Source organism: Iodobacter sp. BJB302 (assembly GCF_002735645.1).
Taxonomy (GTDB): domain Bacteria; phylum Pseudomonadota; class Gammaproteobacteria; order Burkholderiales; family Chitinibacteraceae; genus Iodobacter.
On the sequence record NZ_PDZG01000015.1, the window covers coordinates 38,671 to 54,493 of the forward strand.

Here is a 15,823-nt window from a genome sequence, read left to right on the forward strand (position 1 = left end):
AAACTGAGGATATGGAAATTCAAAGAGGAATGCTTTTTTAATGAATATGTTATGGCTTTTTTTGTAAAAGATAATATTAAATTTTTAGTAAATTTAAATAAGCCATAAATGATTAATCCTCTTTGTGAATTTCTCTGTGGCGCTCCGTGTTCTCTGTGTCTTCTGTGGTTCAAGGTTTAGTTATTTAATATTGCGTAATAAAAAAGGGAGCTCGTATGAAGCTGGAAGAAGGAACGCCGTATCCGCTGGGTGCAACCTTTGATGGGGATGGTGTGAACTTTGCCTTGTTTTCTGAGCACGCTACAAGGGTGGAGCTGTGCCTGTTTGATGCTTCAGGAATTAACGAAGCCGCACGTTTTGAGCTGACAGAATGCACAAACGATGTCTGGCACGGCTATTTGCCCGATGCGCCTGCCGGATTGGTTTATGGCTATCGTGTGCATGGTCCTTATCAGCCCTCGCAGGGGCATCGCTTTAACCCCAATAAAGTGCTGCTTGATCCCTATGCACATGCCATTGTGGGCGAGTTCAGTAATGATCCGCGCAGCTTTGGCTATCAGGAAGATCAGCCGGGCTTGCCTGATCCGATCGACAACGCGGCAATTGCCATCAAGGCGAAGGTGGTTGCCGAGCCTTACGACTGGGGTGATGAAAAGCCGCCGCATATTCCTTTAGCCGAAACGATTATTTATGAGGCCCATGTTCGCGGCATGACCATGCTGCATCCTGATGTGCCGGAAGAAATACGGGGCAGCTACGCAGGATTAGCGCATCCCGCCATATTGGCGCATTTAAAAAAACTGGGTATTACCGCTGTTGAATTACTTCCCATTCATTTTTTTACCGATGAATCGCATTTATTAAAACAGGGTTTAAGTAATTATTGGGGTTATAACAGCCTGGGGTTTTTTGCACCGGAAACTCATTATTGGTCGGGGCGAGAAGGCACCACGCCTTTATCCGAATTTCGCGATATGGTGAAAGCCTTGCATGGCATTGGGGTGGAGGTATTGCTGGATGTGGTGTTTAACCATACCGCTGAATCGAGCGATATGGGGCCGACTTTATCCCTGCGCGGTATCGACAATGCCAATTACTATGTATTAAAGCCAGGGCAGCCTGATCAGTATGAAAACTGGTCTGGCTGCGGCAATGTGCTTAATTTAAGCCACCCGCGTGTTTTACAAATGGTGATGGATAGTTTGCGTTATTGGGTGAGCCAATGCCATGTAGATGGCTTCAGATTTGATTTAGCGCCAATTCTTGGCCGGGTGGATCAGCATTTCAGCCCGCAAGCGCCTTTTTTTATTGCGATTGGGCAAGATCCGCTTTTATCCGGGGTTAAATTAATTGCCGAGCCATGGGATGTGGGGCACGGCGGCTATCAGCTTGGGCATTTCCCAAATGGCTGGGCAGAATGGTCTGATCAGTTTCGTGATGTGATGCGCAAATTCTGGCTGCACGATGGCGTACACCGTGCACTGTTTGCCCAGCGCTTTGCCGCATCAAGTGATTCATTTCATCGCCAGGGGCGGCGACCCATTGCGGTGGTGAATTTTATCTGTGCCCATGACGGCTTTAATCTGCGTGATATGGTTTCATATAATCATAAGCATAATCAGTCTAATAAAGAGCATAACCGCGACGGGCATAATCATAATTTAAGCTGGAATTGTGGCGAGGAAGGGCCAAGCAAAGATAACGGCGTGAATATATTGCGATTACGCTCGATGAAAGCTATGCTGGCAACCGTTTTATTAGCGCAAGGCACCCCCATGTTTCTGGCCGGAGACGAGCTGGGGCATACTAAGCAGGGCAATAACAATGCCTATTGTCAGGATAATGAAATTAACTGGCTGAACTGGCAGCTGGCTGAGCCGGGGTTGGTTGAGTATGTAGCGGAGCTGATTGCTGTTCGTAAATCCTGCGATGTGTTGATGTCTGGGCGCTGGTGGACCGGCATTCATGATGAATGGGGAAGGGCCGACGTAGAATGGCTCAACCCTTCTGGCGCGCCGCTTCATTCGCATGACTGGGAAGATGCAGGTGGGCGGGCGATGATGATACAGCTGGGCGGGCGTTTATTGATCATGATTAATGCATCCGCTCACCAGGTACATTTTCGCTTGCCAGCAGGGATGTGGGGGCTGAGACTAGCCAGCACAGGGGATGCAGAATCAGAAATTAATCCTCACGACTGCCGTGTGGCCGCAAGGAGCGTGACGATTTTGGAGAGTAGTTGAAGTTGATTTTTTAATAGATATGAAACGCTTTGCGCTTTATATCTACTGGCTTTTTAGTGCCTTCGGCACGTTGATTTAGGAACGGTAGCCACCGTGGGGGCGTTCTTTTCTTGAACGGCCAAGAAAAGAACCAAAAGAAGGCCGCCCCGACCAGCACGAAGGCCCCTCACTGCGGACAATCGAGGCGGCGTCAATTCAACTCGCTGCGCTCAAACACGAATTGACGACTACCCCGCCCCGCTTATTCCTCGCTTCGGCGTGCTTCAAGGGGAGTAAAAGCCCGATGCCGAGAGCGTAATCATTATGTTTATTACGTTGTATTCAAATATAAGTAAAACCAAGTTTAGTTAGCTCGTAAGTACGGATCACTCAATCGCTTTTCTCCGTGAAACTCCGCGTTCTCCGAGTCCTCGGTGGTTCAGGGTTTGGGTTTTCGTAAGATAAGCCCTGTTATTTATAAGGAACTCCGTTTGAAAGTCGTCAATACACAGCCTGTCGCTGGTCAGCGCCCTGGTACTTCGGGCTTACGTAAGAAAGTCACCGTTTTTCAGCAGCCGCATTATTTAGAAAACTTTGTTCAGGCCATTTTTAATGCTGTGCCTGCACTTAAAGGCGGCACCCTGGTTTTGGGTGGGGACGGGCGTTTTTATAATCGGGTGGCGGTGCAGATTATTTTGAAGATGGCTGCTGCCAATGGCGTCGCTCAGGTGATTCTCGGGCGGGGTGGGATTTTATCCACGCCAGCGGCCAGCAACGTGATTCGTAAATACGCGGCTACGGGTGGGATTATTTTATCGGCGTCCCATAATCCGGGCGGGCCGGATGGCGATTTTGGCATTAAATACAATACCGATAATGGCGGCCCGGCCGCAGAAAAAATCACCGAAGCGATTTACCAGCACACTAGCAGCATCAGCCAGTACCAGATCAGCGATGCGGCGGATTTAGATTTGGACGTGCTTGGCAGCTTTAGTGTGGCAGGCATGGCGGTAGAGATCATCGATCCGGTGGCCGATTACGCAGTACTGATGCAGGATTTATTTGATTTTGACGCGATTCGCGCATGGTTTGCTGCGGGCAACCGTATGCAGTTTGATGCCATGTCGGCGGTTGCTGGCCCCTATGCGGCAGAGATTATAGAAGGTCTGCTTGGTGCGCCTCGCGGTACGGTGGTGAATGGCGTGCCGCTGGAAGACTTTGGCGGTCATCATCCGGACCCCAATCCTGCCCATGCTACTGAGCTGATTGCCTCAATGTCAGCAGATTATGCACCAGATTTTGGAGCGGCCAGCGATGGCGATGCAGACCGAAATATGGTGCTGGGACGCAATTTTGTGGTGACGCCATCGGATAGCCTGGCGGTATTGGCCGCGAATGCCACCCTGGTGCCGGGCTATCGTAAAGGCCTGGCCGGTGTGGCCAGATCCATGCCAACCTCTGCAGCGGTGGATGCCGTTGCCAAAGCGCTGGGCATTGTCTGCTATGAAACGCCAACCGGCTGGAAGTTTTTTGGCAATCTGCTCGATGCGGGCAAGGTGACGCTGTGCGGTGAAGAAAGCTATGGCACGGGATCGGATCATGTGCGGGAAAAAGACGGCGTGTGGGCGGTGCTGTTCTGGCTGAATCTGCTGGCCGTAACGGGCAAATCGGTAGAAGAAATCATCACTGCACACTGGGCACGTTTTGGCCGCCATATTTATTCGCGCCATGATTTTGAAGAGATTGCCAGTGATGCAGCGGAAAACCTGATGGCTGCTCTCAGAGCACGCCTGCCAGAATTGGCAGGGCAGAGCCTGGGCGGGCAAGTGGTGAGGCTTACCGATGATTTTGCTTACGATGATCCGGTAGATGGCTCGCACAGCGCTAAGCAGGGCGTGCGGATTATTTTTGCGGGTGGCGACCGGATTATTTACCGGCTTTCCGGCACAGGTACGGCGGGGGCAACGCTGCGGGTTTACCTGGAAAAATATCAGGCAGATGCAGCTGGGCATGGCGCAGAAACACAGGCGGCACTGGCGGATTTAATTACAGTTTCACGAGAGCTGGCACAAATTCAGACCTTTACGGGTATGGTGCAGCCCACCGTTGTGACTTAATCTTGTTTTAGTGGTCTGCTGGTTGCACCGGTATTTTGCGGGTGAATCAGCAGGCCGCTGGCTGTGAGCTTATTCTCTTTTATATAGGGGATTTTTACCGTTTTACTCTCAATTTTGAATGCTCAGGCTGATTTAAGATTTTGTTTTAAAAAAGTAATATTGTCTTTTACTTATACCTATTGGGTAATATGCCCAAATCCTTTTGAATGATTTTCAGGCCAAGCCGTTTACAATCGGGCTTTATTCATTCAGCAGAATATTGAATCAGCATGTTTTTTTTAAACATGTTTCGATTTCATATTCAAAAGGAGTTCGCATGCGTATCACCCTTCCTCTTATTCTTGCGTTAACGCTTTCAGCGTGTGCCACCAATGATCTGGGGGAAAAGCGCGATTTAAATAAAACTGAGCTGGGCGCTTTGATTGGTGTGGTAGGTGGTGCGGTAGCCGGTGCTGCAATTAATCATAATAATCGTGGCAAGGGCGCCTTGATTGGTGCTGTGGGTGGTGGCCTGGCGGGGGGCGGTATTGGCTATTATATGGATAAGCAAACCAAAGATTTTCAGCAGCAATTAGCAGCAGAAATTCAGCGTGGTGATATCACCGTACAAAAAATGGCTGATCAGTCACTGCTGGTGAGCATGACTTCAAGCACCGGTTTTGATACTAATTCTTCAGTGCTAAAGCCAGGCTATACCCCAACACTCGATAAGATTGCCAAAATTGTGAACCAATATGGCAAAACCAGCATTTCTATTGTGGGTCATACCGATAACACCGGCAGCGTTGCCATTAATCAAAGTGTTTCCGAGCGACGTGCTCAGGCCGTATCCGATTATTTTGTCAGCCGTAATGTGAATGCGATTCGTCTTGATGCTTTGGGCCGGGGCAAGACAGAGCCGCGGGCAAGTAATGAGACTGAAGCAGGGCGCAGCTTAAATCGCCGCGTTGAATTACGTATTGTGCCGGTAGCCGCATAAGCTTTTTGGTAAACACATATTGCTGGTTAAAAGCCGGTAGATGAAAGCGCCTTCAGGAGGGCCTGTGTGTTTCATGGTGAACGATTTAATCGTTCGCTATGAAATACACTGGCCCTCTTTGTTGGGGCTTTAAATCTCTATTGCTGAATCTGATCATGCTCAACCATTCGGCGACTTTGATTGTGAAGTAGCCCATAGATCCGTACACTGCTGCCCTTTCTTACCATGGGCGCTTGTATGCTTTATTCGCTTCGTATGCTTTTGATGTCGGTGCACTTTATTTTAGCTGGCATGATTGGCATCCTGATTGGACTCTGCCGCCCGTTTAATCCCGATAATAGTCGCCTTTGCGGGCGCCTTTATTCGCTGCCTGCCATGCGTATTCTTGGCTTTAAAGTAAAGGCCGAGATAAAAGATTTACTGGAGCATCAGCGCTCTTGCGTGATTATTGCGAATCACCAGTCAAACTATGACCTCTTTGTTTTTGGTGGCGCGGTGCCAGCGCGCACCGTAACGATTGGTAAAAAAAGCCTGAAATGGATCCCATTTTTTGGCCAGCTATTCTGGCTGGCGGGCAATGTGCTGATAGACCGTGGCAATTCTCAGCGGGCTAAAAAAGCCATGCTGGCCACCACAGATACCTTGCAGCATAAAGACACATCAATCTGGGTTTTTGTAGAAGGCACTCGTAATAAAGGCCGTGGTTTATTGCCCTTTAAAAAAGGGGCTTTTCAAATGGCGATTAATGCGGGTGTGCCTATTTTGCCGGTCTGTGTGAGCACCTATATTAATCATATGCAGCTTAATCAGTGGCAGGGCACCGAGCTTTTGATGAAATCGCTGGCTCCTATTCCTACTGTGGGCTTAACGCAGGATGATTTACCCGCTTTAATTGAGCAATGCCGCAATCAAATGCAAGCGTGTATTCAGGCGCTTGATGAGCAATTAATGCAGGCTCATTAAATACAGGGCCAGTTTATTGAGTACCCAATCGCCGTCGTCCAGCGGTAAATCGTGCCCTGCCTGTGTGTTAACCCAGCAGGGCACTTGCCATTTTTCTGCCAGCGTTTGCGAGCAGGCCGGGCTGACCAGCTGATCTTTGGCCCCGGATAACAGTAAAAGCGGTACATCGGGTTTGCTGGCACGATAAAACATCGCTGCAGCGAGTTGGCGCAGGATATTGGCTCGTGAAACAGGAAACTCTTTTTGAAATTGAATCCATTGGGCTAATGCGGCCTGAGGCTGGCGGGTGCTGGTTAATTCTAAAATGATTTTTTCTTTGCCCGCCGTATCACTGAATAATACGCGGATTAAAGCGGGAAGGCTTTGCAGGCGCAGGCGGTGATAAAAAGGATTAAAGGGCCGCAAACTGGTATTGATCAGAATGCAGGCCCGTATTTCTTTTGGAAACGCATTGGCCCATGCAACGGCAGCCATTGCCCCAAGGGATATGGCCAGCACATAAAATGGGCCGCTGCATTGCTGATTAATTAAAGTCTGGCGGATATGGCTGACCATATCGCTGATATCGATCAGGCTTTTTTCCTGATGCAAAAGGCCATTGCCCGGCCAGTCAATTGTGATCAGTCTGTCATTGGGGTAAGCCGTTTGCAGCTTGGGAATAAATTCACCCCAATGCCTGGATTCCCGCATCAGCCCGCGTAATAAAACCCATGTTTTCATAGTATTCCGTACCATAAAGCTTCCGCTTCTTCTTTACAGTTTAAATAATGATTGGTTTTAGGAAGCCAGTGAGTGTGATCGTGCACTGCGCGTAATAAAAATTCAAAAAGTAATAAATGGCTGCGTAATACGCGCTGCTGACGGTGTGGCACAATAGGATTAAATAACCCCAGCAGCGACATTAATTGCCGGGGGTTTTTTTTTACCCATAACCATGAGCCTAATTCCAGCGTGAGCGGCAGAAATAAATGGCCGCTGCCGCTATTCTCCTGATACAGATAGTCCCAAATATCCCCATGGGTGCAATATTGTAAAGCCTGCGGCTCAATGACATAGGGGTGGTGCGGATAGCTTTGATCAAACAAAGCTTTTAGCGCATAGATTTCAGGTAAATTAGGAAAAGGGCTGCGGGTGTGGGCATAGGGAAACCATATTCTGTCTCTTAAGCCAAATCCCGAATGACAATCGAGCGCGATGCTGAATGGGCTGCTGAGTAATTGAGTTTTAACCACATGGCAAAGCGCCTGGTTTTCTAATTCCATTTGTGAATTAAATTCACCTCTGTACCAGGGCAAAAGAGGGCTGATGCGGTGGCCCCCCACCAGAAAGGAGGTCTTTTCACTGGATTCAACCGGGGCATTACGCATTAAATCGACGCCACGCCCGTTGCTGCGGGTGCCACGGGCAATCCCGATGGGATTAATCAGCGGCATAAAGACAAGGCGCATGGTTTCCAGCTTGCGCTGCAAGCTGCTGTCCCAGCGCTGCCTGACTAATAAAGAGCGCAAAAATGCCAGCACAATCTGGCTGCCGATGCGCTCCAGCCCGTGCACGCCGCCAAAAAAACCAAGCACAGGCGCTTCGGGTTTTTGGCTGCCCATACTGATGCTGTAAAGGGGAAAGCTGATTTCTGCACTTTTGACCTCACCATGCTGTTGTAAATGGAGTGCATCACCTGCCTGCAGGATGATTTCTTCCAGTTCAACCAGTTCAGGCAATTGCAGCATGGCTTACCTATTCAGTGATCAGTTTTAGTCAGAATACTTGATAGTAAGTGACTTGCCTGTGGCTTGCAGGTTTTAAATCCTCTGTTAAAACGATTCTGTGGTTTTTAAGTCCTTGATTTTTAGTGGAAGCCGGCTGGGCTGCAGAAATAGCGCTCAGCGGGTTGCCTGTTTGTGCGCTCCGCTTTAAGCAGGGTGAAACAAGCATCATGGACTATTCTGAAGGCGGAAGTCTGGACAATGTTTTACTTTTTCTGCCGGATAAGGGGCCAGCTGATGAAGCTTTTCCTTGCTTATATGCTTTTACTTTTTGCAGCAAAAATATCTGCGGCAGAGAAAGTCATTATCGAAGGCGATGATGATTATGCACCTTATTCTTTTATTGAAAACGGGCAATATAAAGGCATTTATGTTGATTTTTTAAAGCTTGCAGCAGAAAAACTGGCCCCTGATTATTTGCTGGAGCTGCGGCCTGTTCCATGGAAGCGTGGTTTAAAAGGCATTGAAAATGGCCGTGTTTTTGCTTTGTTTCCGCCTTATCTGAATAAAGACCGCCGTTATATACAGGCTTATTCTGTGCCAGTTTACCGGGAGCGCGTGGTGCTGTTTTGCCGGGAAGATATGATTTCTCCCTCTCATAAGGTATTTCCAAATGATTTTTATGGTTTGCTTATTGGCGTTAATCTTGGATTTACACTAGGTGACAAAATGGTGGCTGCGGTTAAATCAGGCAGGCTGAGTATTGAGGAGGTGAAAGGCAATGATCCAAATATTAAAAAATTACTGGTGGGCCGGATCGCTTGTTATGCGAATGACAGATTATCCGTTATTTACAGTCTGAGAAAATGGAAAAATGCGTTTGAGGCATCAAAAATAAAACTAATTGAAGCGGCAGAAATTTCTGAAGAAGATGCCTTTATTGCGTATGGCAGTGAGTATAAGTGGCCTGAAAAAGAAGACTTTATTTTAAAAATGAATATGGCTATTGAAGAGCTGAAAAAAACCGGCATTATTACGAAAATGATTAATGAATATACCCAGTAATTATTCTGCGGCCTGCATTACCTCTTATAAAGCCGGTCCCTTTTTGCAAGTGCCGGAAATTTTTTGATCCAGATGCCTGCTACCATCAGGGTGCCTGCGCCACCCATTATGACCGATGGCACGGTACCGAATGCGGCCGCTGTCAGGCCTGATTCAAATTCCCCCAACTGGTTGGATGCGCCAATAAAAAGCGCATTGACGGCGCTGACTCTGCCCCGCATTTCATCCGGCGTTTCAAGCTGTACCAGCGATGATCGGATAACCACACTAATCATATCGCTTGCCCCCAGGATCACGAGCGCCAGCAGTGATAAGGGAAATGAGCGGGATGCCCCAAACACCATGGTTGCGATGCCAAAAAGCGCTACGGCAGCAAACATCAGCTTGCCCACCCGCCGCTGCGGCGGGTACCAGGCCAGCCAGACGGACATCCCTAAGGCACCAACTGCAGGTGCAGAGCGTAATGCACCCAGCCCCACCGGGCCGGTGAGCAGGATATCCCGGGCATAAACCGGCAGCAGGGCGGTGGCTCCGCCAAGTAAAACGGCAAAGAGATCAAGCGAGATAGCACCGAGCAGCTCGGGTTTGCTGCGGATATAGCGTATCCCTGCCAGTAAGGCGGGCAGGCGTGCCTCGGTGCTGATGGCTCTGGGCAAGGCGGCAGGTAATTGCATGATCAGCCAGAGTGCCAGTAAATAGAGCGCTGCGCTGATGCTATACACGCTGCTGGCACCCAATACATATAAAAAACCGCCCAGAGCAGGCGAGATAATCGTGGCGGCCTGCATGCCGGATGAGGATGCCGCTAAAGCGGAGGGCAGCAGGGCTGATGGAACCAGGCTCGGTAACAAAGCCTGCAGGGCGGGCATTTCAAAGGTGCGGGCGGTGCCCAGAATCACGGCCAGCAGAAAAATCCATTCACGGCCAAGCTGTGCCTGAGTGGCCACCCAGGCCAGCGCCAGTGCTGTCAGCGCTTGTACCAGCTGGCTGATGGCCACAATACGGCCCCTGTCATAGCGATCTGCTGCATCGCCTGCAGAGAGCATAAACAAAAGGCGCGGTGCAAATTGTGCAAGGCCAATCAGGCCAAGATCTAAAACCTGGTGGCTTTGCGAGTACACCTGCCACGCCAGTGCAACCGATAAAATCTGGAAGCCACTCGCGCTGAGCACGCGGGTAAACCAGAATAAAATAAAGGCCTTGCTTTTGCGTAAGCTGGCGGGCTCGCTCATTGAAAGGCCTCTGCCCGATCGGGCTGTGTGTTTATCTGATATACATTTTGTTAAGTCTTTCTTCCAGCTTTCTTTGTACGCCTTCAAATGAGGCACTCATTGCCCAGTAAATGGCTGCCGCAGCCAAATAAAGCGGGAAAGGCTGAAAGGTGGTGGCAATTACTTCCTTACTTGCCAGCATCAGCTCGCTGACCGAAATCACCGAAACCAGTGAGGTATCTTTAATCAGGCTGATCAGGCTGTTAGAAAGGCTGGGCACGGCCAGGCGCAAAGCTTGTGGCGCCACGACATAGCGCAGCGTCTGGCTGTTGGTCAGCCCCAAGCTTTTACCCGCGTCCCACTGGCCCTGTGTAATGCCATTGATAGAGCCACGCAGCGTTTCAGATAAGTAGGCGCCGACATTCAGGCTCAGTGCCAGTACACCGGCTGTCAGCGGCTCAAATTGGATGCCGATACTGGGCAGGCCAAAATAAATCACAAAGAGTTGCACTAACAGTGGTGTGCCACGGATGCAGCTGACATACACGGCGCTTAACTGCGCCAGCACGGGTAACTTGCTCAGCCGGATTATGACAACCAGTATGGCGATCAGTAATCCACCCAGCATGGAAGCCAAAGCTAGAAACAGCGTATAGCCTGCGCCTTGCAGCAGGATAGGAAAGGCGTCTTTAAGCAGCTGAATTAAACCGGGTAAATCCATTAATCACTCCAAAAATAAAAGCCCCCGGTTATTACAGGGGGCGCAGGTCTTGCTCATCTGGCAGATTCTGTGTGTTGGGAATCTGCCATGATATTTTACTGTGCAACAGGCGGTTTGCTTACATCACGGTCAAACCATTTTTTCGAGATTTTTGTGAAACTACCATCTGCTTGTAAATCCGCCAAGGCTTTATTGAGCGAGGCCTTAAATTTAGGGTTGCCTTTCACAAAAGGGATGCCTGATTTTTCAAGATCACCCAAGGGCGCGCCTGCTTTAAGCGGCAGCTTGGTTTTCTTTACAATGTACGGAATCAGCAGGCTGTCGTTCAGTGCTGCATCAATGCGGCCAAGGGCCAGGTCTTGTAAATATTCTTGCGAGCCTGGATAGGTTTTAACATCAATCCTGCCAACTGCCTTAGCGATGTCTGCGTAATTAGTGCCCTGGCCAAGACCTAGTTTTTTGCCTTTTAAATCATCCAGATTTTTAAAGCTGCGTGTTTCATTGCTGCGCACAATCAGCTGCGGGCTGGAGATGGTGTAAGGCTCGGAGAAGTCAAAAGTCTCCTTGCGTTTATCAGTAATACCAACCTGATTGATCACAATATCGTACTTGCCAGCTTGTAAGCCTGCCAGCATTGCGCTCCATTCGCTGGTGCTGAATTCCGCTTTTACACCCAGCTTTTGGGCTAAGGCTTTGGCCAATTCAACTTCAAACCCTGTTAATTCATTGTTTTCTTTGTAGTTAAATGGAGGGTAAGTGCCTTCAACTGCAATTTTTAAGGTTCCGCGTTGTTTTACGGTATCCAGTAAATCAGCGGCAGAGGCATGCAGGGTAAAGCCCAGCAGGCTGGCTGCAAGTAAGAATTTGCGCATATTTATATTCATTTTTGATCTAAAGTATTGCTTCCAAATGCAATATTCGCATGATTGCTGAAAGCTGAACAGTATTTTTTGCTTGCTATTGGCATGGTAATTTTGCCTGTGCTCAGAGGCTACAGATTTTGGCTTGCTGAGGCAGAAGCTGGATAGCCAAAAAAAGACTTACCTCTTCCGTTTAAAGTAATCCAGGCTGCTCGTTTACAGGCTTTGCCGAATATTCAGATTTGCGGGAAAGCGCCGTATTTTCTATGCAGGAAGGTCAGATTTTAATGTGCAATATGGGGTTTTTGTATTGAATATTTATTGCAAAGATGGAGTTTAATGCGGCCGGGAAACTGAATTGATGGGGGGGCTGAAATACGGATGGGCAGGGTATCAGTGATATTTATTTTCGATGGCGAGGTTGGTACCGTCTTTATCCATATCCTGTAATGTTTTATTGAAATTGTCTATTTTTGCCTGGCTGGTTTTTAAATTACAGGCCAGATACATTTCTGTCTGGTTAAACAGCAAAATAGGAATGATTTTATCACTCAGGTTTTTTCTTTTTAAAAGATACAGCCCCAGCAGCTCGCCACTAGCCCAGAAATCAAAACGGTTGCTGAGCAGTTTTTGCGGGTTATCTTCATCTGCTTTGGCAAGATCAGTTTTAAAGCCATTTTTTTCTAAATACTCTGCAATGGCATCACCCCGGTAAGCCCCTATTGTATAAGCTTTTAATTCTTTCAGGTTTTTAGGGCTGCGGGTATCGCCTGTTCTGGCAAAGATATACCAATTGTTTTTGACTAACGGGCCTACCCATTTAAATAAAGCCTCGCGCTCTGGTGTGCGCGTGGTTGAAAAAACACAGGTGTCTGTTTCTTTTTGCGCTAATTGAAATGCTCTTAGCCAAGGGTAGGGCGTGATAGTAAAAGCTTCTTTGCTGCGCCGCATGACTTCACTTACTTTTTCTGTAGAAATGCCGCTGACCTTTTGTGTTTTGGGATCGACAATATTAAAAGGCGGATAGTCTTCAGTAGTGAGTGTTAAGGCCAGCGCATGGCCTGAGATCAGACTGAATAAAAAGAGAATAAATTTCATTTTTTTATCCAAATAAGGCGGCACACCTGCTTGCTGATAAAAAGGTGCTTGAAAATGTGAAAGCCTGGAGTAAAGAAAGCTGGCAGGGGCTGACGAGCATTCATCCGCGTTATTCACTGCCTTCTTTGTTGAGCTGATGCTTTGTTTTAGACCTTTCATGAGCAAAGTACAACACAAGCCCTAGGATGCCAGAGCCTGAATGCCTGGCCAAAAGTTCCACAGGAAAGCACTAACAGATCAATTTTTTATAGCCAAATGATATAAAAAAAGGATAAGCTAGCTACATAGATCGATTTGTTCTAAAAAACAACGATAATCAGCTTTTTTATGATGCGCTTTGAGGGATTACTCATGTTTAAGCCTTGGCCTTGTTCTTGTCGACGCTCTTTTAATTGCCAAAAAGGAATGTGATTAACGAGTGTGTGAGGTGTGTGTGAGTTTGCCAATACTGGATTTAGCATTATTTGACAGCGCTGATCGTGAAGCGTTTTTGCGTGATTTGCGCCTTGCAGCGCGTGATTACGGCTTTTTTTATCTGCGTGGCCATGGGCTCAGCCTGCAATACCAGCAGGATATGCTGCAGCTGGCTAAGCAATTTTTTGCCCTGAGTGACGCCGAAAAAACCGCCGTGGCCATGGTTAATTCGCCGCATTTCAGGGGCTATACCCGTCTTGGCGGTGAGCTAACGGCAGGGCGTGCCGATCAGCGTGAGCAGTTCGACATTATGAATGAGGGCCTTGCTGCGCTGGATCAGCAGCCCGCATGGCGGCGTTTACGCGGGCCCAATCAATGGCCGGCCAGCTTGCCCGCACTGAAGTCGGGCCTGCTGCTTTGGCAGGATACTTTAAGTGATATTTGCGAGCGTTTAATGCAGGCCTTTGCGCTGGCTTTGGGCCAGTCTGCTGATATTTTTGCGCCGCTTTACCGGGGAGAGCCATTTCAGCATCTGAAAATGATTCGCTACCCTGGCTCAACGCAGGCAGAGCAGGGCGTAGGCGCGCATAAAGATGCGGGCTTGCTTACGCTGGTGATGCAGGATACTCAATCCGGCCTGCAAGTGGCTACCGCAGAGGGCTGGCTGGATGCGCCGCCGGTTCCCGGCACCTTTGTGGTGAATATTGGCGAGCTGTTAGAGCTGTCGTCCAATGGCTATTTACGCGCCACGGTGCACAGGGTGGTGTCGCCACCGGCAGGGGTGGAACGTTTGTCTTATGCCTTCTTTATGGGGCCAAGGCTGGATGCCACGGTGCCGCTGCTGCAGCTTCCGGCGGCCCTTGCTCAAGAAGTACAGGGCGAAGCAAGCGATCCAGCCAATCGGCTATTTAGTCATGTTGGTGAAAATGTTTTAAAAGGCCGTATGCGCTCGCATCTTGATGTGGCGGCGCGGCATTATTCTGATACAGCAGCCGTTTCTTTTTCTGCGCTTGCTGTTAATTAAGTGAGTATTTATGAATTCCGCATCCATTTTATCTTTGATCGGTAATACCCCTGTGGTTGAAATTACCCAGCTTGATACTGGGCTTTGTCGTTTGTTTGTCAAACTTGAAAACCAAAATCCGGGTGGCTCGATCAAAGATCGTATTGCACTTTCGATGATAGAAGCGGCGGAGCAAAACGGGCAGCTCAAGCCCGGCGGCACGATTGTAGAAGCCACGGCAGGTAATACCGGCCTGGGGCTGGCTCTGGTGGCGGGGCGCAAGGGCTATCGCACTGTGCTGGTGGTGCCCGATAAAATGAGCCGTGAAAAAGTGCTGAACTTGCAGGCACTGGGTGCAGAAGTGATTCTGACCCGCTCTGATGTGGGCAAGGGCCACCCTGATTATTATCAGGATAAAGCCCGCCGCGTGGCGCAAGCGATTCCCGGAGCGTTTTATATTGATCAGTTCACTAATCCCGCTAACCCCGCCGCGCATGAAACAACCACAGGGCCGGAAATCTGGCGTCAGCTCGATGAAAAAGTAGATGCGGTCGTGGTGGGCGTGGGCTCCAGCGGCACATTAACTGGCTTATCGCGCTTTTTTGCTAAAGTTTCCCCGAAAACTGAGTTTGTGCTGGCCGATCCGGTGGGCTCGATTCTGGCTGATTATGTAGAAACCGGCGCATTTGGCATGGCAGGCAGCTGGCTGGTGGAAGGCATAGGCGAAGATTTTGTACCGCCACAATTTGAAGGCGGCTCAATCAAACGCAGCTACCGGATCAGCGATAAAGAAAGCTTTGAAACCGGCCGCGCTCTGCTGCAGGCCGAAGGCTTATTTGCAGGGGCTTCTTCCGGCACGCTGCTGGCCGCAGCACTGCGCTATTGCCGTGAGCAAACCACGCCTAAACGTGTGGTGACTTTTATTGGTGACAGCGGCAATAAATACTTAAGTAAAATGTATAACGATCACTGGATGATCGATCAGGGCATGATCGAGCACGCTAAAGCGGGCAATCTGGCCGATCTGATCAGCCGTCCGCACGCCAGCGGTGCCACCTTGATTGCCGACCCGGATGAGCCGCTTTCCCAAGCCTGGCAGCGTATGCGCAGCAACGATGTATCGCAAATGCCGGTGCTGGAAAATGGCGAAATTGTAGGCATTATCGACGAGTGGGATTTGTTATTGTCTGTACACGGTGAGCCCCAGCAATTTGCTATGCCGGTGCGCGCCGCCATGAGCAGCAACGTTAAAACCCTTGCCCCTGATACATCCTTGCGCGATTTATTGCAGGTATTTAATGACGACAAAATCGCTGTGATTGCGGATAAGAAAATCTTTTACGGCCTGATTACCCAAAGCGATTTGCTCGCCTTTTGGCGCAAGAAATTTGTGAGTGAAGCGGCTTAAGCACCGCTGCATATTGAGTGCAGTTTGTATTTAAAGCACCTTTGATGAATAGGAAAAAG

Annotated in this window: 13 protein-coding genes; 7 read left to right on the forward strand and 6 right to left on the reverse strand. The window is 49.0% G+C overall.

Annotated elements, in window-relative coordinates:
• The first annotated feature begins 215 nt into the window (after window positions 1-215).
• The 4 genes from glgX to CSQ88_RS07135 all read left to right on the forward strand — a co-directional run bounded on the left by glgX (window position 216) and on the right by CSQ88_RS07135 (window position 6,281).
• Window positions 216-2,243, forward strand: coding sequence for a glycogen debranching protein GlgX (gene glgX / locus CSQ88_RS07120; protein ID WP_257212512.1), 2,028 nt, complete (start codon window positions 216-218; stop codon window positions 2,241-2,243).
• Window positions 2,244-2,713: 470 nt separating this feature from the next.
• Window positions 2,714-4,339, forward strand: a complete 1,626-nt coding sequence (locus tag CSQ88_RS07125) for an alpha-D-glucose phosphate-specific phosphoglucomutase (protein WP_257212513.1) — start codon at window positions 2,714-2,716, stop codon at window positions 4,337-4,339.
• A 316-nt stretch (window positions 4,340-4,655) separates the two neighbouring features.
• The gene (locus tag CSQ88_RS07130; RefSeq protein ID WP_099397410.1) at window positions 4,656-5,318 is read left to right on the forward strand and encodes an OmpA family protein; all 663 of its coding nucleotides are present in this window, start codon (window positions 4,656-4,658) and stop codon (window positions 5,316-5,318) included.
• Window positions 5,319-5,555: 237 nt separating this feature from the next.
• Complete coding sequence (locus tag CSQ88_RS07135) at window positions 5,556-6,281, forward strand: 1-acylglycerol-3-phosphate O-acyltransferase (protein ID WP_099397411.1); 726 nt, start codon at window positions 5,556-5,558, stop codon at window positions 6,279-6,281.
• Here the strand turns inward: CSQ88_RS07135 and CSQ88_RS07140 are convergent.
• Window positions 6,264-7,001 (reverse strand): alpha/beta fold hydrolase, encoded by a 738-nt coding sequence (locus tag CSQ88_RS07140; protein WP_099397412.1) that lies wholly within the window; start codon window positions 6,999-7,001, stop codon window positions 6,264-6,266. The two genes, CSQ88_RS07135 and CSQ88_RS07140, sit on opposite strands and share 18 nt — an antisense overlap.
• Entirely contained in the window at window positions 6,998-8,008 is a 1,011-nt protein-coding gene (locus CSQ88_RS07145; RefSeq protein ID WP_099397413.1) for a M14 family zinc carboxypeptidase, read from the reverse strand. The genes CSQ88_RS07140 and CSQ88_RS07145 overlap by 4 nt, the downstream gene beginning before the upstream one ends.
• A 273-nt stretch (window positions 8,009-8,281) precedes the next feature.
• On the opposite strand from CSQ88_RS07145, the gene CSQ88_RS07150 reads away from it, so the two are divergent.
• Window positions 8,282-9,049: an ABC transporter substrate-binding protein gene (locus CSQ88_RS07150; protein WP_180273569.1), complete on the forward strand. Its 768-nt coding sequence runs from the start codon at window positions 8,282-8,284 to the stop codon at window positions 9,047-9,049.
• A 17-nt stretch (window positions 9,050-9,066) separates the two neighbouring features.
• Here the strand turns inward: CSQ88_RS07150 and CSQ88_RS07155 are convergent, their stop codons facing one another.
• From CSQ88_RS07155 to CSQ88_RS07170, 4 genes are all read right to left on the reverse strand, one after another.
• Window positions 9,067-10,281, reverse strand: a complete 1,215-nt coding sequence (locus tag CSQ88_RS07155; RefSeq protein ID WP_099397415.1) for an MFS transporter — start codon at window positions 10,279-10,281, stop codon at window positions 9,067-9,069.
• A 31-nt stretch (window positions 10,282-10,312) separates the two neighbouring features.
• A complete protein-coding gene (locus tag CSQ88_RS07160; RefSeq protein WP_099397416.1) occupies window positions 10,313-10,981 on the reverse strand; it encodes an amino acid ABC transporter permease in 669 nt (222 codons plus the stop codon).
• 95 nt (window positions 10,982-11,076) lie between these two features.
• Window positions 11,077-11,853, reverse strand: a complete 777-nt coding sequence (locus tag CSQ88_RS07165) for a transporter substrate-binding domain-containing protein (RefSeq protein ID WP_218963026.1) — start codon at window positions 11,851-11,853, stop codon at window positions 11,077-11,079.
• Between the two features lie 381 nt (window positions 11,854-12,234).
• Window positions 12,235-12,939 carry an ABC transporter substrate-binding protein gene (locus CSQ88_RS07170; RefSeq protein WP_180273570.1) on the reverse strand — a complete coding sequence of 235 codons (705 nt, stop codon included), beginning with the start codon at window positions 12,937-12,939 and terminating at the stop codon, window positions 12,235-12,237.
• A 433-nt stretch (window positions 12,940-13,372) separates the two neighbouring features.
• On the opposite strand from CSQ88_RS07170, the gene CSQ88_RS07175 reads away from it, so the two are divergent.
• Window positions 13,373-14,377 carry an isopenicillin N synthase family oxygenase gene (locus CSQ88_RS07175; protein ID WP_218963027.1) on the forward strand — a complete coding sequence of 335 codons (1,005 nt, stop codon included), beginning with the start codon at window positions 13,373-13,375 and terminating at the stop codon, window positions 14,375-14,377.
• Between the two features lie 10 nt (window positions 14,378-14,387).
• The gene (locus CSQ88_RS07180) at window positions 14,388-15,764 is read left to right on the forward strand and encodes a cystathionine beta-synthase (protein ID WP_099397420.1); all 1,377 of its coding nucleotides are present in this window, start codon (window positions 14,388-14,390) and stop codon (window positions 15,762-15,764) included.
• Window positions 15,765-15,823: the final 59 nt, after the last annotated feature.

Excerpts from the sequence above, each read along its gene's own strand:
- CSQ88_RS07170 (WP_180273570.1), bottom strand. The coding sequence starts at position 12,939 with ATGAAATTTATTCTCTTTTTATTCAGTCTGATCTCAGGCCATGCGCTG.
- CSQ88_RS07135 (WP_099397411.1), top strand. The coding sequence starts at position 5,556 with ATGCTTTATTCGCTTCGTATGCTTTTGATGTCGGTGCACTTTATTTTA.
- CSQ88_RS07150 (WP_180273569.1), top strand. The coding sequence starts at position 8,282 with ATGAAGCTTTTCCTTGCTTATATGCTTTTACTTTTTGCAGCAAAAATA.
- CSQ88_RS07155 (WP_099397415.1), bottom strand. The coding sequence starts at position 10,281 with ATGAGCGAGCCCGCCAGCTTACGCAAAAGCAAGGCCTTTATTTTATTC.
- CSQ88_RS07145 (WP_099397413.1), bottom strand. The coding sequence starts at position 8,008 with ATGCTGCAATTGCCTGAACTGGTTGAACTGGAAGAAATCATCCTGCAG.
- CSQ88_RS07180 (WP_099397420.1), top strand. The coding sequence starts at position 14,388 with ATGAATTCCGCATCCATTTTATCTTTGATCGGTAATACCCCTGTGGTT.
- CSQ88_RS07160 (WP_099397416.1), bottom strand. The coding sequence starts at position 10,981 with ATGGATTTACCCGGTTTAATTCAGCTGCTTAAAGACGCCTTTCCTATC.
- CSQ88_RS07130 (WP_099397410.1), top strand. The coding sequence starts at position 4,656 with ATGCGTATCACCCTTCCTCTTATTCTTGCGTTAACGCTTTCAGCGTGT.
- CSQ88_RS07165 (WP_218963026.1), bottom strand. The coding sequence starts at position 11,853 with ATGCGCAAATTCTTACTTGCAGCCAGCCTGCTGGGCTTTACCCTGCAT.
- glgX (WP_257212512.1), top strand. The coding sequence starts at position 216 with ATGAAGCTGGAAGAAGGAACGCCGTATCCGCTGGGTGCAACCTTTGAT.
- CSQ88_RS07140 (WP_099397412.1), bottom strand. The coding sequence starts at position 7,001 with ATGAAAACATGGGTTTTATTACGCGGGCTGATGCGGGAATCCAGGCAT.